This window comes from Pseudomonas sp. 44 R 15 (assembly GCF_900004965.1).
Taxonomy (GTDB): Bacteria; Pseudomonadota; Gammaproteobacteria; order Pseudomonadales; family Pseudomonadaceae; genus Aquipseudomonas; species Aquipseudomonas orientalis_A.
This window is the reverse complement of record NZ_CVTU01000067.1, coordinates 1-20,456: the sequence shown is the minus strand read 5'-3', so window position 1 is coordinate 20,456 and position 20,456 is coordinate 1. Positions and strand designations below refer to the sequence as shown.

At 58.7% G+C, this 20,456-nt stretch carries 16 protein-coding genes, 4 tRNA genes, 1 rRNA gene and 1 riboswitch; of the genes, 17 read left to right on the top strand and 4 right to left on the bottom strand.

Translation table 11 applies throughout. The features are described from left to right. The first annotated feature begins 143 nt into the window (after positions 1-143). The 7 genes from BFP93_RS08105 (at position 144) to astE (ending at position 7,890) form a co-directional block, all read left to right on the top strand. Complete coding sequence (locus tag BFP93_RS08105; RefSeq protein ID WP_065884425.1) at positions 144-1,364, top strand: aspartate aminotransferase family protein; 1,221 nt, start codon at positions 144-146, stop codon at positions 1,362-1,364. A gap of 198 nt (positions 1,365-1,562) precedes the next feature. Next, positions 1,563-2,582 carry an arginine/ornithine succinyltransferase subunit alpha gene (gene aruF, locus BFP93_RS08100; RefSeq protein ID WP_065884426.1) on the top strand — a complete coding sequence of 340 codons (1,020 nt, stop codon included), beginning with the start codon at positions 1,563-1,565 and terminating at the stop codon, positions 2,580-2,582. A 51-nt stretch (positions 2,583-2,633) separates the two neighbouring features. After that, a complete protein-coding gene (gene astA / locus BFP93_RS08095; RefSeq protein ID WP_065884427.1) occupies positions 2,634-3,659 on the top strand; it encodes an arginine N-succinyltransferase in 1,026 nt (341 codons plus the stop codon). Then, on the top strand, positions 3,656-5,125 hold the full coding sequence (gene astD, locus BFP93_RS08090) for a succinylglutamate-semialdehyde dehydrogenase (RefSeq protein ID WP_163001579.1): 1,470 nt from the start codon (positions 3,656-3,658) through the stop codon (positions 5,123-5,125). Before astA ends, astD begins: the two co-directional genes overlap by 4 nt. An 88-nt stretch (positions 5,126-5,213) precedes the next feature. Beyond that, on the top strand, positions 5,214-6,560 hold the full coding sequence (gene astB / locus BFP93_RS08085) for an N-succinylarginine dihydrolase (RefSeq protein ID WP_065892688.1): 1,347 nt from the start codon (positions 5,214-5,216) through the stop codon (positions 6,558-6,560). A 26-nt stretch (positions 6,561-6,586) separates the two neighbouring features. Further along, entirely contained in the window at positions 6,587-6,874 is a 288-nt protein-coding gene (locus tag BFP93_RS08080; RefSeq protein WP_065884430.1) for a topoisomerase II, read from the top strand. A gap of 11 nt (positions 6,875-6,885) precedes the next feature. Then, on the top strand, positions 6,886-7,890 hold the full coding sequence (astE, locus tag BFP93_RS08075; protein ID WP_065892687.1) for a succinylglutamate desuccinylase: 1,005 nt from the start codon (positions 6,886-6,888) through the stop codon (positions 7,888-7,890). A gap of 131 nt (positions 7,891-8,021) precedes the next feature. On the opposite strand, the gene BFP93_RS08070 is transcribed toward astE, so the two are convergent. Next, entirely contained in the window at positions 8,022-8,531 is a 510-nt protein-coding gene (locus BFP93_RS08070) for a 6,7-dimethyl-8-ribityllumazine synthase (RefSeq protein ID WP_057723717.1), read from the bottom strand. 97 nt (positions 8,532-8,628) lie between these two features. Continuing rightward, a riboswitch (FMN riboswitch) is annotated at positions 8,629-8,798 on the bottom strand. A 190-nt stretch (positions 8,799-8,988) separates the two neighbouring features. Here BFP93_RS08070 and ltaE point away from each other — a divergent pair. The 8 genes from ltaE to mgtE all read left to right on the top strand — a co-directional run bounded on the left by ltaE (position 8,989) and on the right by mgtE (position 16,739). Continuing rightward, positions 8,989-9,993, top strand: coding sequence for a low-specificity L-threonine aldolase (ltaE, locus tag BFP93_RS08065; RefSeq protein WP_065892686.1), 1,005 nt, complete (start codon positions 8,989-8,991; stop codon positions 9,991-9,993). 146 nt (positions 9,994-10,139) lie between these two features. Then, positions 10,140-12,758 carry an alanine--tRNA ligase gene (alaS, locus tag BFP93_RS08060; RefSeq protein WP_065892685.1) on the top strand — a complete coding sequence of 873 codons (2,619 nt, stop codon included), beginning with the start codon at positions 10,140-10,142 and terminating at the stop codon, positions 12,756-12,758. Positions 12,759-12,855: 97 nt separating this feature from the next. Continuing rightward, complete coding sequence (locus tag BFP93_RS08055; RefSeq protein ID WP_057723714.1) at positions 12,856-14,097, top strand: aspartate kinase; 1,242 nt, start codon at positions 12,856-12,858, stop codon at positions 14,095-14,097. Positions 14,098-14,271: 174 nt separating this feature from the next. Further along, positions 14,272-14,460: a carbon storage regulator CsrA gene (csrA, locus tag BFP93_RS08050; protein ID WP_003175645.1), complete on the top strand. Its 189-nt coding sequence runs from the start codon at positions 14,272-14,274 to the stop codon at positions 14,458-14,460. A 62-nt stretch (positions 14,461-14,522) separates the two neighbouring features. Further along, positions 14,523-14,613 (top strand) — tRNA-Ser (locus tag BFP93_RS08045). A gap of 108 nt (positions 14,614-14,721) precedes the next feature. Continuing rightward, positions 14,722-14,798 (top strand) — tRNA-Arg (locus BFP93_RS08040). Between the two features lie 73 nt (positions 14,799-14,871). Continuing rightward, positions 14,872-14,948, top strand: a tRNA-Arg gene (locus BFP93_RS08035). Between the two features lie 348 nt (positions 14,949-15,296). Continuing rightward, complete coding sequence (gene mgtE, locus BFP93_RS08030) at positions 15,297-16,739, top strand: magnesium transporter (protein WP_065892684.1); 1,443 nt, start codon at positions 15,297-15,299, stop codon at positions 16,737-16,739. A 96-nt stretch (positions 16,740-16,835) separates the two neighbouring features. Here the strand turns inward: mgtE and BFP93_RS08025 are convergent, their stop codons facing one another. The 3 genes from BFP93_RS08025 to BFP93_RS08015 form a co-directional block, all read right to left on the bottom strand. Then, positions 16,836-17,162: an Arc family DNA-binding protein gene (locus tag BFP93_RS08025; protein ID WP_065884435.1), complete on the bottom strand. Its 327-nt coding sequence runs from the start codon at positions 17,160-17,162 to the stop codon at positions 16,836-16,838. Positions 17,163-17,554: 392 nt separating this feature from the next. Beyond that, the gene (locus tag BFP93_RS08020) at positions 17,555-17,734 is read right to left on the bottom strand and encodes a PA3371 family protein (protein ID WP_065884436.1); all 180 of its coding nucleotides are present in this window, start codon (positions 17,732-17,734) and stop codon (positions 17,555-17,557) included. An 11-nt stretch (positions 17,735-17,745) separates the two neighbouring features. Beyond that, entirely contained in the window at positions 17,746-17,973 is a 228-nt protein-coding gene (locus tag BFP93_RS08015) for a hypothetical protein (protein WP_065892683.1), read from the bottom strand. A 319-nt stretch (positions 17,974-18,292) separates the two neighbouring features. Between BFP93_RS08015 and BFP93_RS08010 the strand changes: the two genes are divergently transcribed. Both BFP93_RS08010 and BFP93_RS08005 read left to right on the top strand, forming a co-directional pair. Next, positions 18,293-18,369: transfer RNA gene (locus BFP93_RS08010), tRNA-Arg, on the top strand. Positions 18,370-18,901: 532 nt separating this feature from the next. Next, positions 18,902-20,438, top strand: a 16S ribosomal RNA gene (locus BFP93_RS08005). Positions 20,439-20,456: the final 18 nt, after the last annotated feature.

The window sequence follows — 20,456 nt, the reverse complement described above, 5'->3', positions numbered from 1 at the left end:
TCGCATTGGCGTAAACCCCCGAAAAACGCGGGTTGGCGCTATAAGAAGTTGTCGCTTGGCGACAAGGCCCAGCCGAAAACTGTCCTTACAATCCCTGCATCGCCCGCCAGTTCCAGGCAGGCGTTCCTCTTCAGGAGACTCCGATGTCCGTTGAGCAAGCCCCGGTGCAACGTGCCGATTTCGACCAGGTCATGGTGCCCAACTATGCACCTGCCGCCTTTATTCCCGTGCGTGGCGCAGGTTCGCGCGTGTGGGACCAGGCGGGTCGTGAGTTGATCGATTTTGCCGGCGGCATCGCGGTCAACGTATTGGGCCACGCCCATCCGGCGCTGGTCGGTGCGCTGACCGAACAGGCCAACAAACTGTGGCATGTCTCCAACGTGTTCACCAATGAGCCGGCGCTGCGCCTGGCTCATAAGCTGATCGACGCCACGTTTGCCGAGCGCGTGTTCTTCTGCAACTCCGGCGCCGAAGCCAACGAGGCCGCCTTCAAGCTGGCCCGTCGCGTCGCGTTCGACCGTTTCGGCAGCGAGAAGTACGAGATCATCGCCGCGCTGAACAGCTTCCACGGCCGTACGCTGTTCACCGTCAACGTCGGTGGCCAGTCCAAGTACTCCGATGGTTTCGGGCCGAAAATCACTGGCATCACCCATGTGCCTTACAACGACCTGGCTGCACTGAAGGCCGCTGTGTCGGACAAGACGTGCGCCGTGGTGCTGGAGCCGATCCAGGGTGAGGGCGGCGTGTTGCCGGCCGAACTGACTTACCTGCAAGGCGCCCGCGAACTGTGCGACGCCCACGACGCGCTGTTGGTATTTGACGAAGTGCAAACCGGCATGGGCCGCAGCGGTCACCTGTTCGCCTACCAGCATTACGGCGTGACGCCGGACATCCTCACCAGCGCCAAGAGCCTGGGCGGCGGTTTCCCGATTGCCGCGATGCTCACCCGTGAAGACCTGGCCAAGCACCTGGTGGTCGGCACCCACGGCACCACCTATGGCGGCAACCCGCTGGCGTGCGCGGTGGCGGAAGCCGTGATCGACGTGATCAACACCCCCGAAGTGCTGGCCGGCGTGAATGCCAAACACGCGCTGTTCAAGGCGCGCCTGGAGCAGATCGGCACGCAATACGGCATCTTTACGCAAGTGCGCGGCATGGGCTTGCTGATCGGTTGTGTGCTCAGCGATGCATTCAAAGGCAGGGCCAAGGACGTGTTCAACGCCGCCGAGAAAGAGAACCTGATGATCCTGCAAGCCGGCCCGGACGTGCTGCGCTTTGCGCCAAGCCTGGTGGTGGAAGAGGCGGACATCAAGGAAGGCCTGGACCGTTTTGAACGTGCTGTGAAGACGTTGACCCAAGCCTGATAGCAACACATTTGGCAGGTCGGACCGTTTCCAAATGTGGGAAGGGGCTTGCCCCCGATGGCGGTGGATCAGTCCCCTGATTTATCAACTGACACACTGCTATCGGGGGCCAGCCCCCTCCCACGTGGGATCTGTGTGAACTCAGTTCCCGTGTCCGGTATTTTTTCCTATGAGTTTTTCGAGTTAAGGAGTGACACCATGCTGGTGATGCGCCCCGCGCAAATGGCTGATCTGGGCGAGGTACAGCGTCTGGCTGCGGACAGCCCGATTGGTGTGACTTCCTTGCCGGATGATGTGGAACGCCTGAGCGACAAGATCGCCGCCAGTGAAGCGTCCTTCGCGGCCGAAGTGAGTTTCAACGGTGAAGAAAGCTATTTCTTCGTGCTTGAAGACACCGACACCGGCAAGCTCGCCGGCTGCTCGGCCATCGTTGCTTCAGCCGGCTACTCCGAGCCGTTCTACAGTTTTCGTAACGAAACCTTTGTGCACGCCTCCCGCGAGCTGAAGATCCACAACAAGATCCACGTGCTTTCCCAGTGCCACGACCTGACCGGCAATAGCCTGCTCACCAGTTTCTACGTGAAGCCTGCATTGGTCGGTTCGCCGTGGTCGGAACTCAATTCCCGTGGTCGCCTGCTGTTCGTCGCCAGCCACCCGGAGCGCTTTGCCGATTCGGTGGTGACCGAGATCGTTGGCTACAGCGACGAAAACGGCGATTCGCCGTTCTGGGACGCCATCGGTCGCAACTTCTTCGACCTCAACTACGCCGCCGCCGAGCGCCTGTGCGGGCTGAAAAGCCGTACCTTCCTCGCCGAGCTGATGCCGCATTACCCGATCTACGTGCCGCTGCTGCCGGACGCAGCCCAGGAGGCCATGGGCCAGGTGCACCCGCGTGCACAGATCACCTTCGACATCCTGATGCGCGAAGGCTTCGAGACCGATCACTACATCGACATCTTCGACGGCGGCCCGACGCTGCACGCGCGGGTGTCGGGGATTCGCTCGATTGCCCAGAGCCGCGTGGTGCCGGTGAAAATCGGCGAGATGGCCAAGGGCGTCGGTCGCCAGTACCTGGTGAGCAACGCGCAGTTGCAGGATTACCGCGCGGTGATGCTGGAGCTGGACTACGCGCCGGGCAAGCCAGTGATTCTGGACCTGGAGGCAGCTGAAGCCCTGGGTGTGGGCGAAGGTGCGAGTGTGCGCCTGGTTGCGGTTTAAAAAGAGAGTTTCGCGGGTGGCTGACCACAGCGGCCCGTTCGAGGAGATAGCATGATCGTTCGTCCCGTACGCAGCAGCGATTTACCGGCCCTGATTGACCTGGCGCGCAGCACCGGCACCGGCCTCACCACCTTGCCGGCCAACGAAGAGCGCCTGACCCATCGCGTGGGCTGGGCGGAGAAAACCTTTCGCGGCGAAGCCGGGCGCGGCGATGCGGACTACCTGTTCGTGCTGGAAAACGACGAAGGTCGGGTAGTGGGGATTTCGGCCATTGCCGGCGCCGTCGGCCTGCGCGAGCCCTGGTACAACTTCCGGGTCGGCCTGACGGTCAGCGCCTCCCAGGAGTTGAATATCTACCGCGAAATTCCGACGTTGTTCCTGGCCAACGACCTCACCGGCAATTCCGAGCTGTGCTCGTTGTTCCTGCACGCCGATTACCGCAACGGCCTCAATGGCCGCATGCTGGCCAAGGCGCGCCTGTTGTTCATCGCCGAATTCCCGCAATTGTTTGGCAACAAGATCATTGCCGAGATGCGCGGCGTGTCCAACGAGGCAGGGCGCTCGCCGTTCTGGGAAAGCCTGGGCCGACACTTCTTCAAGATGGAGTTCAGCCAGGCCGACTACCTCACCGGCGTCGGCAACAAGGCGTTTATCGCCGAGCTGATGCCGAAGTTTCCGCTGTACAGCTGCTTTCTTTCCGAAGACGCGCGCAACGTGATCGGCAAGGTGCATCCGGACACCGAGCCGGCGCTGAGCATGCTCAAGAGCGAAGGCTTCAGCTACCAGGGCTATGTGGATATTTTCGACGCGGGCCCGGCGGTGGAGTGTGAAACCAGCAAGATTCGTGCGGTGCGCGACAGCCAGGCGCTGGTGCTGGCCATCGGCACGCCGGGGGACGACGCCACGCCGTTCCTGATCCATAACCGCAAACGCGAAGACTGCCGCATCACGGCCGCACCGGCCCGTCTGGCTGCGGGCACGTTGGTGGTCGATCCCCAGACCGCCAGGCGCCTGCAGTTGGTGGTCGGTGATCAAGTGCGTGCTGTTGCGTTGTCTGCTGCTCGGGAGTCGAAATAATGAATTCGTTGTACATCGCAGGTAGCTGGCTGGCTGGCCAGGGTGAACTGTTTGAGTCGCGTAACCCGGTCACCCAGCAAGTGTTGTGGAGCGGCAATGGCGCGACGGCCGAACAGGTCGAGTCCGCCGTGCAGGCTGCGCGTCAGGCGTTTCCAGGCTGGGCTCGGCAGTCGTTGGAAGAGCGCATCGGTGTGCTCGAAACCTTCGCCGCCACGCTGAAAAGCCGCGCTGATGAAATCGCCCGCTGCATTGGTGAGGAAACTGGCAAGCCGCTGTGGGAATCGGCGACTGAAGTCACCAGCATGGCCAACAAGATCGCCATCTCGGTGCAAAGTTATCGCGAGCGTACCGGCGAGAAGAGCGGCGCCCTGGGCGACGCCACCGCTGTGCTGCGCCACAAGCCTCACGGTGTGGTGGCGGTGTTCGGCCCCTACAACTTTCCCGGTCACTTGCCGAACGGGCATATTGTCCCGGCGCTGCTGGCGGGTAACACCGTGCTGTTCAAACCGAGCGAGCTGACGCCCAAAGTTGCCGAGCTGACCGTGCAGTGCTGGATCGAAGCGGGTTTACCGGCGGGTGTATTGAACCTGCTGCAAGGCGCGCGGGAAACCGGTATCGCGCTGGCGGCCAACCCAGGCATCGACGGTCTGTTCTTCACCGGTTCCAGCCGAACCGGCAACCACCTGCACCAGCAGTTCTCCGGGCGTCCGGACAAGATCCTGGCCCTGGAAATGGGTGGCAACAACCCGCTGGTGGTAGACGAAGTGGCCGACGTGGATGCGGCGGTGTACACCATCATCCAGTCGGCGTTTATCTCCGCCGGCCAGCGCTGCACCTGCGCCCGTCGCTTGCTGGTGCCGGAAGGCGCCTGGGGCGATGCGTTGCTGGCACGTCTGGTAGCGGTCAGCGCCGCCATTGAAGTGGGCGCGTTCGACCAGCAACCGCCGCCATTCATGGGCTCGGTGATTTCCCTGGCTGCCGCCAAAGCCTTGATGGACGCCCAGGAACTGATGTTGGCCAATGGCGCTGTGGCGCTGCTGGAAATGACCCAACCCCGGGACCAGGCCGCCTTGCTGACCCCGGGCATCATCGACGTGACCTCAGTGACCGAGCGCGAAGACGAAGAACTGTTCGGCCCGCTGTTGCAGGTGATTCGCTACGCAGATTTTGCTTCGGCGATTGCCGAGGCCAACGACACCCAGTACGGCCTGGCCGCAGGCCTGCTGTCGGATTCCGAGGCGCGTTACCAGCAGTTCTGGCTGGAAAGCCGCGCCGGTATCGTCAACTGGAACAAACAGCTGACCGGCGCCGCCAGCACCGCGCCGTTTGGCGGGGTCGGGGCCTCGGGTAACCATCGCGCCAGTGCGTATTACGCGGCCGATTATTGCGCGTACCCGGTGGCGTCGCTGGAGACCCCAACGTTGGCGGTGCCCGCCACGCTAACACCTGGCATTACGCTTATTTGAATGTGGGAGGGGGCAAGCCCCCTCCCACACTGAATCTGTGGTGTGTTGAAGATTGCCTATAAGAACAGATGTTCGTGGAGCCTCGCCGATGAAATCCTATGAAGTCAATTTTGACGGTCTAGTGGGGCCGACCCATAACTACGGCGGCTTGTCCTTCGGCAACGTCGCGTCCCAGAGCAACAGCCAGCAGCATTCCAACCCCAGGGAAGCGGCGTTGCAGGGGCTGCAAAAAATGAAAGCGCTGATGGACATGGGCTTTGTGCAAGGCGTACTCGCGCCCCAGGAGCGCCCGGATGTGGCCGCTCTGCGCAACCTCGGTTTCAGCGGCACCGACGCTCAGGTCATCGAGCAAGCGGCCAGGCACGCCATGCCGTTGTTGGTGGCGAGTTGCTCGGCGTCGAGCATGTGGGTGGCCAACGCCGCCACCGTCAGCCCCAGCGCCGACACGGCGGATGGCCGCGTGCATTTCACCGCGGCCAACCTCAACTGCAAATACCACCGCAGCATCGAACACCCGACCACCAGCCGCGTGCTGGGGGCGATGTTCGCTGACCAGAAGCACTTCGCCCATCACGCGGCATTGCCGGCGGTGGCACAGTTTGGCGATGAGGGCGCGGCCAATCACACGCGCTTTTGCCGTGAATACGGTGAGGCCGGCGTCGAGTTCTTCGTGTTTGGCCGCAGTGCGTTCGATGCTCGCTACCCGGCCCCGCAAAAATATCCAGCGCGCCAGACACTCGAGGCGTCCCAGGCGGTTGCACGTCTGCACGGCCTGAAGGATGACGGCGTGGTCTACGCCCAGCAGAACCCGGCGGTGATCGATGCCGGTGTGTTCCACAACGACGTGATCGCGGTCGGCAACGGCGAGGTGCTGTTCTACCACGAGGACGCCTTCCTCAACACCGAACAGATGCTCGCCGAACTGCAGGGCAAGTTGGGCAAGCTGGGCGGCAACTTTCAGTCCGTGTGTGTGCCGCGTTCCCAGATCAGCGTCGAGGATGCGGTGCGCTCCTACTTGTTCAACAGCCAACTGCTGACACGTACCGATGGCTCGATGCTGCTGATCGTGCCGGAAGAATGCCGCGCCAACCCGCGCGTCTGGGCGTACCTGCAGCACCTCACGGCCAGCGGCGGCTTGATCCGCGAAGTGAAGGTGTTCGACCTCAAGCAAAGCATGCAGAACGGCGGCGGCCCGGCGTGCCTGCGTTTGCGTGTGGCGTTGAACGAAACCGAACTGGCGGCGGTGAATCCAGGCGTTATCATGACCGCGCCGCTGTACGACACCCTGACCCAATGGGTCAACAGGCACTACCGCGACAGCCTGCGCGAAACCGACCTGGCTGACCCGCAATTGCTGCTTGAGTGCCGGACGGCACTGGATGAACTGACGCAAATCCTTAAACTGGGCTCGGTTTATCCTTTCCAGATCAATTAACGCCCTACGGCTGAGATATTTTATTTATGACCGACACCCTGAAGCTGATCCTTGAAGACACCGACGGCACCCAGCTGGAAACCTCCTGCACCCGCGTTGCCGTGGTCTGGCAGGGCAAGGAGATCTGGATCCAGCATGACGGCCGTGGCCAACTGCTGATCGGTGTGGATGTGGAAGAGGGCGACGCCGAGTACGCCAACCTGCTGATGCGCCCGCTGGCGACCAACCTGATGAGCCTGGAACTGGAAATGGAACCGGCTGACGTCGAAGGTGATGACGACGATCACGTCCACGGCCCAGGCTGCAACCACTAAGGAAGCTGCTTATGCTCGCCCTCGGCAAACTGCTTGAACTGACCCTCGCCGGTCGCGAACCGGCGCAAAAAATTCAACTGACTGTCGACGGCGTGCAAATGCGCTGGCTCAGTGAGGGCGCGCTTGAAGTGCGCCCGCCTGAAGCCCGGGACAATGGCGGCGACCTGCTGCTGTCGTCCGGCATCCATGGCAACGAAACCGCGCCGATCGAACTGCTCGACCGCCTGCTGCATGGCATCGCCCGTGGGGAGATCAAGCCCCGCACCCGTATTCTGTTCCTGTTCGGCAACCCCGAGGCCATGCGTCGCGGCGAGCGTTACCTTGAACTGGACATCAACCGGCTGTTCAACGGCCGGCATGAAAGCAACATTGGTCCCGAAGCCATGCGCGCCGCCGAACTTGAACAGTTGGCCCGCAGCTTTTTCAGCCAGCCGGGCCGTTCGCGCCTGCATTACGACCTGCACACCGCGATTCGCGGCTCGAAGATCGAGCAATTTGCGCTGTACCCGTGGAAAGAAGGGCGCCAGCATTCGCGCCGTGAGCTGGAGCGCCTGCGCGCCGCCGGAATGGAGGCGGTGCTGCTGCAGAACAAAGCCTCTATCACCTTCACGGCGTTCACCTACGAACGACTCGACGCCGAGGCCTTCACGCTGGAGCTGGGCAAGGCCCGTCCTTTCGGCCAGAACCAGAGCGTGGATGTGTCCAGGCTGGAGACGCGCCTCAAGCACATCATCGAAGGCACCGAGCCTGAGACAGGCGACCTCGACGGCTTGAAGCTGTTCGCCGTCGCACGGGAAATCATCAAGCACAGCGACGCGTTCCTGCTGCATTTGCCGGCGGACGTGGAAAACTTTTCGGAATTGGAAAAGGGGTATCTGCTGGCCGAAGATGTGGCCCAGACCCGCTGGGTGATCGAGGAGGAGGGCGCACGCATCATCTTCCCCAACCCGAAGGTGAAGAATGGTTTGCGCGCGGGAATTCTCATCGTGCCGACCACAGAAGCTGGCCTTGCATAGATCTCAGGCCTGACTGGCTTCAAATGTGGGAGGGGGCTTGCCCCCGATAGCGGTGTTTCAGCTACAGATGAGCTGACTGACACACCGCCATCGGGGGCAAGCCCCCTCCCACACTCGTTTTGCGGTGTTGCTTAGACCGCTACAGCACGCGGCTCGCTACGACGGATCGCCCGCACCTTGTGCAGGGTGTCGGCACACGTCCGCGCAGCTTCCTGGCCCTTGTGCACGAAATGCTCGTAGAAGAAGGTGGTGTGTTCGCTGCCCCCGTGGAAATGGTGGGGAGTCAGGGATACCGAAAATACCGGCACTTCGGTTTCCAGCTGCACCTGCATCAGGCCGCTGACCACCGATTGGGCGACGAACTCGTGACGATAAATGCCGCCATCCACCACCAGTGCGGCGGCGACGATACCGGCGTAACGGCCGGTCTTGGCCAGCAGCTTGGCGTGCAGGGGCATTTCAAAGGCGCCGCCGACTTCGAAGAAATCGATGTCCGATTCCTGGTAGCCCTGGGCGATCATTTCGGCGAGGAAACCTTTGCGCGACTGGTCGACAATATCCTTGTGCCAGCAGGCCTGGATAAACGCGACACGCTCGCCGTGATGGTTTTTGCTTTTGCTGTCGATTGCGGTGGGTTGCATGTTCTGACTCCTGTTTAAGAAAAAAACAGGGCGTTATGAATCGAATGGGATTTAAGGGTACGCGTGCGCGAACAGGCGCGCGGCCCTTAGGTGCCAATCCCGTTCTCTCTTCATCCGGACTATGACCGTCGGCCCCGGGATCACACCGGGTCTGCTGACCTTGTCGCCGTCCTGCCTGAGCAGTTCGAGGCGCCAAGCGCTCGCGGGCTATGCACATTGCGCGCAATTACCGCCGGTGGGGAATTGCACCCCGCCCTGAGAACGTTGCCGCCAGAACCCTGGCGGCGCAGAGTTTTTAACATGGTTTTTCAAAAACTGCACGGTTGCCGTATCGATAAGCTATATCGGTTTGTTTGGTGGGTATTCGATTGAGTGCAGCGGGGACTTGATATTGCGTGGCTTTGCCCGCAGTAATCACTCACAAAAGGACTTATCCATTCCGTTAGAGGCCCCCTTCATGACCGTGATCGACCTGCGCAGCGACACCGTGACTCAACCCACCCCCGGTATGCTCGATGCGATGGCCAGCGCCGTCAGCGGTGATGACGTCTACGGCGAAGACCCCAGCGTCAACCGACTGGAGGCTGAACTGGCCAGGCGCCTGGGGTTCGACGCTGCGCTGTTCGTGCCCACCGGCACCATGAGCAACCTGCTGGCGTTGATGGCTCATTGTGAGCGCGGCGAAGAATATATCGTCGGACAACAGGCCCATACCTACAAATACGAAGGCGGCGGGGCGGCCGTGCTCGGTTCGATCCAGCCGCAGCCGCTGGAAGTGCAGGCCGACGGTTCCCTCGACCTGGATCACGTGCTCGACGCGATCAAACCCGACGACTTCCACTTCGCCCGTACGCGCTTGCTGGCGTTGGAAAACACCATGCAGGGCAAGGTGCTGCCGCTGGAATATCTGGCCCGGGCGCGTGCGTTTACCCGTGAACACGGCCTGGCTTTACACTTGGATGGCGCGCGGCTTTACAACGCAGCGGTCAAATTGGGCGTGGAGGCACGAGAGATTGCCCGGCATTTCGATTCGGTGTCGGTGTGCCTGTCCAAGGGGCTCGGCGCACCGGTCGGCTCGGTGCTGTGCGGTTCCACCGCGTTGATCGCCAAGGCGCGGCGCCTGCGCAAGATGGTCGGCGGCGGCATGCGCCAGGCCGGTTCCCTGGCGGCGGCGGGCCTGTATGCCCTGGATCACCAGGTGCAGCGTTTGGCCGATGACCACGCCAATGCGCAGTGGCTGGGGGATGCGTTGCGCCAGGCCGGTTATACGGTCGAGCCGGTACAGACCAACATGGTCTATGTGCAGATGGGCGATCGGGCGCAGGCCCTGAAAGGCTTTGCCGCCGAGCACGGGATCAAGTTGAGCGCCGCGCCGCGTCTGCGCATGGTCACGCATCTGGATGTCAGTCGGGCCCAGATCGAGCAAGTCGTGCAGACATTCGTCGCATTTTCGCGGAAATGACAGTGCAGGCCGTCTAATTGACTGTTTCTATCACATAAACACGCTGTACCACCGGCAAAGGGCCGATATAATGCGGCCCTTTGCCGTCGCTTCGTCTGATGATGTTGCGCACTGGCCTTTGGCCGCAGCCTCCGTGGAAGAACCTAATGAAAAGCGCAGAAATCCGTGAAGCCTTCCTTCGCTTCTTCGAAGAGCAAGGCCACACCCGTGTAGCCTCAAGCTCCTTGATCCCAGGCAATGACCCAACCCTGCTGTTCACTAACGCGGGGATGAACCAGTTCAAGGACTGCTTCCTGGGCCAGGAAAAGCGCGCCTACACCCGCGCCACCAGCAGTCAGAAGTGCGTACGCGCCGGCGGCAAGAACAGCGACCTGGAAAACGTCGGTTACACCGCGCGCCATCACACCTTCTTCGAAATGCTGGGCAACTTCAGCTTTGGCGATTATTTCAAGAAAGATGCGATCACCTTCGCCTGGACCTTCCTGACCGGCGTGCTGAAGCTGCCCAAGGAAAAGCTCTGGGTCACCGTCTACGCGACGGATGACGAAGCGTATGACATCTGGACCCAGCAAATCGGCGTGCCCGCCGAACGCATGATCCGCATCGGTGACAACAAGGGCGCGCCTTACGCGTCCGATAACTTCTGGACCATGGGCGATACCGGCCCGTGCGGCCCCTGCACCGAGATTTTTTACGATCACGGCGCCGACATCTGGGGTGGCCCGCCGGGTTCGCCGGATGAAGATGGCGACCGCTATATCGAAATCTGGAACAACGTGTTCATGCAGTTCAACCGCACCGCCGATGGCGTTTTGCATCCGTTGCCGGCACCGTCGGTGGACACCGGCATGGGGCTGGAGCGCATCAGTGCGGTCATGCAGCACGTTCACTCCAACTATGAAATCGACCTGTTTACCAACCTGTTGAGTGCTTCGGCTGCGGCCATTGGCTGCGCCAATGAGAGCCAGTCTTCGCTCAAGGTGGTCTCGGACCACATCCGTTCCTGCGGTTTCCTGATTGCCGATGGCGTGTTGCCGTCCAACGAAGGCCGTGGCTATGTGCTGCGCCGCATTATCCGTCGCGCCTGCCGTCACGGTAACAAACTGGGTGCGACCGGCAGCTTCTTCTACAAGATCGTGGCTGCGCTGGTGGCCGAGATGGGCGACGCCTTCCCGGAACTCAAGCAGCAACAAGCCAACATCGAGCGGGTGCTCAAGGCTGAAGAAGAGCAGTTCTCCAAGACCCTGGAGCATGGCCTGAAAATCCTCGAGCAGGACCTGGCTGAGCTCAAGGGTACGGTGGTGCCGGGCGACGTGGTGTTCAAGCTTTATGACACCTACGGTTTCCCGATGGACCTGACCGCCGACATTGCCCGTGAGCGCGAGCTGACCATCGATGAGGCCGGTTTCGAGCGTGAGATGCAAGCCCAGCGCGTGCGTGCGCGTTCGGCCAGCTCGTTTGGCCTGGACTACAACACCTTGGTCAAGGTTGATGTACCCACCGAGTTCATCGGCTACAAGGCCACCGCCGGCTCCGCCAAAATCGTTGCCATTTATAAAGACGGCAAGTCAGTCGATGTGCTGAACGAGGGCGATGAAGCGGTTGTGGTCCTGGACCAGACGCCGTTCTACGCTGAGTCGGGTGGTCAGATCGGTGACTGTGGTTTCCTCGGTTCGACGTCCGGTCGTTTCGAGGTGCGCGACACCACCAAGACCGGTGGTGCGTTCCTGCACCATGGTGTATTGGTGCTGGGCAACCTGGTCGTGGGTGCGCCGGTCGATACTCAGGTCGATGCCGATGTACGGCATGCAACCGCGCTGAACCATTCGGCCACTCACTTGCTGCACGCTGCGTTGCGCCAGGTGCTCGGTGAGCATGTCCAGCAGAAGGGGTCGTTGGTTGATAGCCAGCGCCTGCGTTTCGATTTCAGCCATTTCGAAGCGATCAAGCCTGAGCAGATCAAGGCGCTGGAAGATATCGTCAACGCGGAAATTCGCAGGAACAGCCCGGTTGAAACCGAGGAAACGGATATCGAGACCGCCAGGAACAAAGGCGCCATGGCGCTGTTCGGCGAGAAGTACGGCGACCAAGTGCGCGTACTGAGCATGGGTGGCAGTTTCTCGGTGGAACTGTGTGGCGGTATCCACGCCAATCGCACCGGTGACATCGGCCTGTTGAAAATCATCAGCGAAGGCGGCGTGGCCTCGGGTGTGCGCCGTATCGAGGCGGTGACCGGCGCTGCGGCGCTGGCCTACCTCAATGCCGCCGAAGAACAACTCAAGGAAGCGGCCGGCCTGGTCAAGGGTAGCCGCGACAATCTGATCGACAAGCTGTCCGCCGTGCTTGAGCGCAACCGCGCGCTGGAGAAACAGCTGGAGCAGTTGCAGGCCAAGGCAGCCAGTGCCGCGGGCGACGATCTGTCGGCCTCGGCGGTTGACGTCAAGGACGTAAAAGTCCTGGCGGCGCGCCTGGACGGTCAGGACGGCAAGGCGTTGCTGGCCTTGGTCGATCAGTTGAAGAACAAGCTCGGCCGCGCAGTGATCCTGCTCGGCAGTGTCCATGAGGATAAGGTCGTTCTGGTTGCCGGTGTAACCAAGGACCTGACTGGCCAACTCAAAGCCGGTGATTTGATGAAGCAAGCTGCTGCGGCAGTGGGCGGCAAGGGCGGTGGTCGTCCGGACATGGCGCAAGGCGGTGGTGTGGATGCCGGCGCCCTGGACGCGGCCCTGGCCTTGGCCGTGCCGTTTGTCGAGGCAGGTATTTAAGGCGCTGTTAATGAGCCCATGGTTTAGTCGTGGGCTCGCTCGGTTGCTGGAAGATTCGTTTATTGGGCGCCCCTTTACGGGCTGAGGCGGCTTAGAAATGGCTTTGATCGTACAGAAATTCGGAGGCACCTCGGTCGGTTCTGTCGAAAGAATCGAGCAGGTCGCCGACAAGGTTAAGAAGTTCCGTGATGCCGGCGACGACCTGGTGGTCGTGCTGTCGGCCATGAGCGGCGAGACCAATCGCCTGATCGACCTGGCCAAGGCCATCAGCGGTGATCAACAGCCGCTGCCGCGTGAGCTGGATGTCATTGTGTCCACCGGTGAGCAGGTGACTATTGCGTTGCTGGCCATGGCGTTGAACAAGCGCGGTGTGCCGGCGGTGTCCTACACTGGTAGCCAGGTGCGCATTCTTACCGACAGCGCGCATACCAAGGCGCGCATCCTGCAGATCGACGATCAGAAGATTCGTGCCGATCTGAAGGCTGGACGCGTGGTGGTTGTAGCCGGTTTCCAGGGGGTGGACGAGCAGGGCAATATCACCACCCTCGGGCGTGGCGGTTCGGATACCACGGGCGTGGCGCTGGCAGCGGCTCTCAAGGCCGACGAATGCCAGATCTATACCGATGTGGATGGCGTCTACACCACTGATCCGCGCGTTGTGTCCGTGGCCCAGCGCCTGGACAAGATCACCTTTGAAGAGATGCTGGAAATGGCCAGCCTTGGTTCCAAGGTGTTGCAGATCCGTGCGGTGGAGTTCGCCGGCAAGTACAACGTTCCGCTGCGCGTACTGCACAGCTTCAAGGAGGGTCCGGGCACCCTCATTACTATTGATGAAGAGGAATCCATGGAACAGCCGATCATTTCCGGCATCGCTTTCAACCGCGACGAAGCCAAGCTGACGATCCGTGGCGTGCCAGACACTCCAGGTGTGGCCTTCAAGATCCTCGGCCCTATCAGCGGTGCGAATATCGAAGTCGACATGATCGTGCAGAACGTTTCGCACGATAACACCACCGATTTCACCTTCACCGTGCACCGCAACGAGTACGATGCGGCCGAGCGTATCCTGCAGAACACGGCGAAGGAGATCGGCGCCCGTGAAGTGATCGGTGATACCAAGATCGCCAAGGTATCGATCGTGGGCGTGGGCATGCGCTCCCACGCAGGTGTTGCCAGCCGCATGTTCGAGGCGCTGGCCAAGGAAAGTATCAACATCCAGATGATCTCTACATCAGAGATCAAAGTCTCGGTGGTGATCGAGGAGAAGTACCTGGAGCTGGCTGTGCGCGCGCTGCATACCGCTTTTGAGCTGGACGCTCCGGCCCGACAGGGCGAGTGATGCGATGCCAGAAAGGCGCGGCTTACCGCGCCTTTCATTTTTTTGTTGAGCGCATGTTCTTTTGCGTGGGCTCGACAATACTTAGGCGGTAGGGCTATGGCCGTCTGGTTGTAGGTCCAATGCCTTTTTTTTGCAGACTGTTGTTCCTGAAATGAATTGCGTGAGGTGAAAGGTATGTTGATTCTGACTCGTCGTTGCGCAGAAAGCCTGATTATCGGTGATGGCGAAATCACCGTGACCGTGCTCGGCGTCAAAGGCAATCAAGTGCGTATCGGGGTTAACGCTCCGAAAGAGGTAGCGGTCCATCGCGAGGAAATCTACCTGCGGATCAAGAAAGAGAAGGACGAAGAACCAAGCCTTTAATTTTTATCGTTTTTTATGTTTGCAAACGGGGAGGAACGTGGTTAATATACGCCCCGTGTTGCGGAGAGCTGGCCGAGTGGCCGAAGGCGCTCCCCTGCTAAGGGAGTACACCTCAAAAGGGTGTCGGGGGTTCGAATCCCCCGTTCTCCGCCATTATTTGCTTAGTACGTTGCAATCTGGTTTTTTCGGTAAGTTGTTGAAAATACTCGAAAAAATAGCTTTACATAGAGATTGAACGGCCTATAATGCGCGGCAACAAATGCACTCGTAGCTCAGCTGGATAGAGTACTCGGCTACGAACCGAGCGGTCACAGGTTCGAATCCTGTCGAGTGCACCATTTAAGAGTTGGTTGCAGTAATGCAGGTGACTTGGCTCCAACCAGTTGTGATCTGGTCTAAAAAGCACAATCTGCACTCGTAGCTCAGCTGGATAGAGTACTCGGCTACGAACCGAGCGGTCACAGGTTCGAATCCTGTCGAGTGCACCATACAAACAAAAAGCCCGCCTAGTGCGGGCTTTTTGCCGTCTGGGGTTTGTGTAGGTTTTATCCTGGCGCAGGCCTTTTTCGATTTTCCGTGTGTTTTCCCTTCCGGCTGTGTCGTCGCAGTTCATGGATGCAGCCAATACTCAACTTTGGCTTGCAAGCGCTTGTTCTTTCCAGTTTTTTGACGTTAAAAGCGGTTGGTCGGTGTATCATGCGCCGGTCAGCCCCGCCGGGGCTTATGGACTGCCTCCATGGACTTACCCAGTAGTTACTCAGTACCCCGCTTTACCAATCATGAATTGACTGATTGATCCTTCCGGCGCGCTCCGCTGCTGGGAGTGGAGTTCGCCTATGACCGAAGTAGAAGTAAAGAAAACACAAGAAAGCCTGCAGGATCGTCTGGCTCAAGTTATCGAGCTGCTGCAGCGCCAGCGCGTGGTCGAAGACCTCACGCACCGCCAGGAAGGTCCGCACCATGACCGCGTCGAAAACCTGGTTCACCGGCAAAATCTTGTCGAGTTGCAACGTAAGCTGGATGACCTGCACTCCGCCGACGTCGCTTACATCCTCGAAGCCTTGCCGTTGGATGATCGGCTGACGCTCTGGCAACTGGTCAAGGCTGATCGCGACGGCGACATTCTCCTCGAAGTATCCGATTCGGTTCGCGAAACCCTGATTGCCGACATGGACGATCATGAGCTCCTGGCTGCGGCCAAGGAGATGGACGCGGACGAACTGGCCGACCTGGCGCCTGAATTGCCGCGTGATGTTGTTCATGAGCTGATGGAGGCGTTGGACACTCAGCAGCGTGAGCGTGTGCGTTCGGCACTGTCTTATGATGAAGACCAGGTCGGCGCGCTGATGGACTTCGAGATGGTCACCATCCGCGAGGATGTCAGCCTGGAAGTGGTGTTGCGCTACCTGCGTCGTCTCAAAGAGCTGCCTGGCCACACCGACAAGCTGTTTGTGGTCGACTACGAAGGCATCCTCAAGGGCGTATTGCCCATCAAGCGCCTGCTGGTAAATGATCCGGAGAAGAGGGTTGCTGACCTGATGGCCAGCGATACCGTGAGCTTTCATCCGGATGAAGATGCCTACGACGCGGCCCAGGCTTTTGAGCGTTACGACTTGATCTCGGCTCCGGTGGTCGACAAGAACGGCAAGCTGATCGGCCGTCTGACAATCGATGAAATCGTCGACTTGATTCGCGAAGAGAGTGAAACCGAAGTCCTCAACATGGCAGGTTTGCGTGAAGAGGAAGACATTTTTGCCTCAGTCTGGCGTTCGTTGCATAACCGCTGGGCATGGCTGGCCGTCAATTTGATTACCGCGTTTATCGCGTCCCGCGTGATCGGGCTGTTTGAAGGCTCCATCGAAAAGTTGGTGGCCCTGGCAGCATTGATGCCGATAGTGGCTGGTATCGGCGGCAATTCCGGTAACCAGACTATCACCATGATCGTACGTGCCATGGCCTTGGATCAGGTCAGTACCGCTAATTCTTCGCGTCTGTTGCGCAAGGAATTGGCGGTGGGCCTTATCAATGGTCTGGTATGGGGCGGAGTGATAGGAGTGGTGGCTTACTTGCTATATGGCAGTTGGTCGTTGGGCGTGGTGATGACCGCTGCCATGACTCTCAATTTATTGTTGGCTGCCTTGATGGGGGTTCTGATTCCCATGACCTTGGCGCGTTTGGGACGCGATCCTGCGATGGGGGCCAGCGTGATGATTACGGCCATGACCGACAGTGGGGGCTTTTTCATCTTCCTGGGCTTGGCCACCATCTTCCTGCTCTGACCTTCCCTGCGAGGGCAATTCTGCCCTCGCTTCCCTTGCTCAAATCCCACGCAAAAAAAAGCCAGCATATAGCTGGCTTCGGCTTTCAAGTGTAAATCAATTGGCTTCTGCGGCCGCCTCTACGTCGTGCGCGATCAGCGAAACGAGAGCATTTTGCTGGCGGTGGGAAAGCTGACGAAAACGCTGCAGCAGTTCGCGTTCGTGCAGTGACAGCTCCGGACTATCCAGGCGCATGCTTAGCTCTTCACCCAAGGCACCTTCCTGAATAAGGCTCTGTTCCAGGCGAGCGATGATTTCCGAGTTCATGCTGCGATGATGATTGCGGGCCACATCGGCAATGCGTTCCCGCATTCCGTCTGGCAGACGTACGACGAACTTGTCAGCCGTACGGCTGGAATAAATTGCCTGTTTCAATGGGCGCATATATTTAACCGGTTAGTTCAGGGGAGCGGTTTCTGGAATTGGCCGCAAGGATGTGTGTTAAGACAAGGCTCACGACCAAAGTTCAACCCGAATTGCAAAGAGGCCGCATCATGCCTCAGATTTGACATTTCCTTGGCGTCAATTCTGTGACAAATATTGAACCGCCTACAGGCTTTATGCCAGCACTGATTTGCATTTTTGCGGACTGGTTGGAAAAGTTTTTGCTCGGATCGGACATTCCTGATCTTCACGCAAACCTGTCCTGCATCGGGTTGAAGAGCTTGTGCCGGAAGCAATATGGCCTTTTGCCCTCATCTATAAGGGTAGTGGCAGTATGCTCTTTTACTAGCGCGGGGCGACGTAAGGTAGGAAAGGGCTTGAGGCGGGGAGGGCTAGCGCAGCACGGGGTCGAATTTGATACGGCGACCAATGGCGAGCGACACGATCAGCAGGCAGCCGAACACAGCGCTGGCGATAAATGCGAGGGTCGCGCTTTCTCGCATATCGTTACTCAAACCCAGTAGAGCGGTGAGAAGCGTCAGGCAAAGAAATAACCATGCGGATTTGGACATGAGTAGCGCTCTCAAAATACCCAGTGTTCGGATGCTGGGGCGTCTTGCGTGCCTTGGGCCAAGCGAATGGGCGATTGGGCTTTGGCAGTCATCACCGCCAACTGTGGACGTTGCTGCAGATGGTGGGGGACGGGTTGATTGATCTGAGCAGTGTCTTGGAAATCGGCAGGCTGGAAGTGAAAGGTTGCCAGCGCGGCCAGTGCCAATGCGTTGAGGCCGAGCAAAAGGGCGCTGTTCATGATTTCTTCTCCGTATGCCTGTATCAAATCGGGTTAGTAGAAGAACTATTGCAGCTCTCGTGCCAACCTATTAGTTCAATATAAACAATGGCTTGCGGGTCAGTCGAGGTTGTGGTGCATTGCAATTTGCAATGATGGCAATTTGCTGGGATGCAATCTGCACGATGGGGCGGGGCGAGCGAATGTAGTGCGGCACCACGTATATGCTTGCAGGATTGGCCTACGATCAAAAAGCCAACGGATGACATGACAAACTTTACCGTGGCCGTTAACATGCACGCCGTCCGTCGCTGAGCCTTTGGCCCGACGATCGCGACATGTCCCAGTAGCTCAATTGGATAGAGCATCCCCCTCCTAAGGGGAAGGTTGGCCGTTCGAACCGGCCCTGGGACACCATCTTCTGCGCTTCATGTTATTGGCGTTCGCCATACACAAGACCTTCGCTCCCTTGCCTGGCCATCATCTCTCCCGAAAAGAGGGGGGGTATTCAGCTCATGGGGCCGGAAACTACCGCTTTTTGATACGTCTGGTTTGTTCTTCTATATAGAGGGACGGCGAACTGGAAGGAAATCTCCATTTTTTTGGTTTAGGCGCTTGACGCCCTTGGTGGATTCTGTAGAATTCGCCTCCCGCTTACGAGAGATCGCAAGCGCAAGTGGTTGAAGTTGTTGAAGAAATCTTCGAAAACTTCTGAAAATTACCGCTTGACAGCAAATGAGGCTGCTGTAGAATGCGCGCCTCGGTTGAGACGAAACATCTTAACCAACCGCTCTTTAACAACTGAATCAAGCAATTCGTGTGGGTGCTTGTGGAGTCAGACTGATAGTCAACAAGATTATCAGCATCACAAGTTACTCCGCGAGAAATCAAAGAATAACCAACGATTGCTGAGCCAAGTTTAGGGTTTCTTAAAAACCCAAAGATGTTTGAACTGAAGAGTTTGATCATGGCTCAGATTGAACGCTGGCGGCAGGCCTAACACATGCAAGTCGAGCGGTAGAGAGAAGCTTGCTTCTCTTGAGAGCGGCGGACGGGTGAGTAAAGCCTAGGAATCTGCCTGGTAGTGGGGGATAACGTTCGGAAACGGACGCTAATACCGCATACGTCCTACGGGAGAAAGCAGGGGACCTTCGGGCCTTGCGCTATCAGATGAGCCTAGGTCGGATTAGCTAGTTGGTGAGGTAATGGCTCACCAAGGCGACGATCCGTAACTGGTCTGAGAGGATGATCAGTCACACTGGAACTGAGACACGGTCCAGACTCCTACGGGAGGCAGCAGTGGGGAATATTGGACAATGGGCGAAAGCCTGATCCAGCCATGCCGCGTGTGTGAAGAAGGTCTTCGGATTGTAAAGCACTTTAAGTTGGGAGGAAGGGCAGTTACCTAATACGTGATTGTTTTGACGTTACCGACAGAATAAGCACCGGCTAACTCTGTGCCAGCAGCCGCGGTAATACAGAGGGTGCAAGCGTTAATCGGAATTACTGGGCGTAAAGCGCGCGTAGGTGGTTTGTTAAGTTGGATGTGAAATCCCCGGGCTCAACCTGGGAACTGCATTCAAAACTGACTGACTAGAGTGTGGTAGAGGGTGGTGGAATTTCCTGTGTAGCGGTGAAATGCGTAGATATAGGAAGGAACACCAGTGGCGAAGGCGACCACCTGGACCAACACTGACACTGAGGTGCGAAAGCGTGGGGAGCAAACAGGATTAGATACCCTGGTAGTCCACGCCGTAAACGATGTCAACTAGCCGTTGGGAGCCTTGAGCTCTTAGTGGCGCAGCTAACGCATTAAGTTGACCGCCTGGGGAGTACGGCCGCAAGGTTAAAACTCAAATGAATTGACGGGGGCCCGCACAAGCGGTGGAGCATGTGGTTTAATTCGAAGCAACGCGAAGAACCTTACCAGGCCTTGACATCCAATGAACTTTCCAGAGATGGATTGGTGCCTTCGGGAACATTGAGACAGGTGCTGCATGGCTGTCGTCAGCTCGTGTCGTGAGATGTTGGGTTAAGTCCCGTAACGAGCGCAACCCTTGTCCTTAGTTACCAGCACGTTATGGTGGGCACTCTAAGGAGACTGCCGGTGACAAACCGGAGGAAGGTGGGGATGACGTCAAGTCATCATGGCCCTTACGGCCTGGGCTACACACGTGCTACAATGGTCGGTACAGAGGGTTGCCAAGCCGCGAGGTGGAGCTAATCCCACAAAACCGATCGTAGTCCGGATCGCAGTCTGCAACTCGACTGCGTGAAGTCGGAATCGCTAGTAATCGCGAATCAGAATGTCGCGGTGAATACGTTCCCGGGCCTTGTACACACCGCCCGTCACACCATGGGAGTGGGTTGCACCAGAAGTAGCTAGTCTAACCTTCGGGAGGACGGTTACCACGGTGTGATTCATGACTGGGGTGAAGTCGTAACAAGGTAGCCGTAGGGGAACCTGCGGCTGGATCACCTCCTTAATCGACGACATCAGCTGC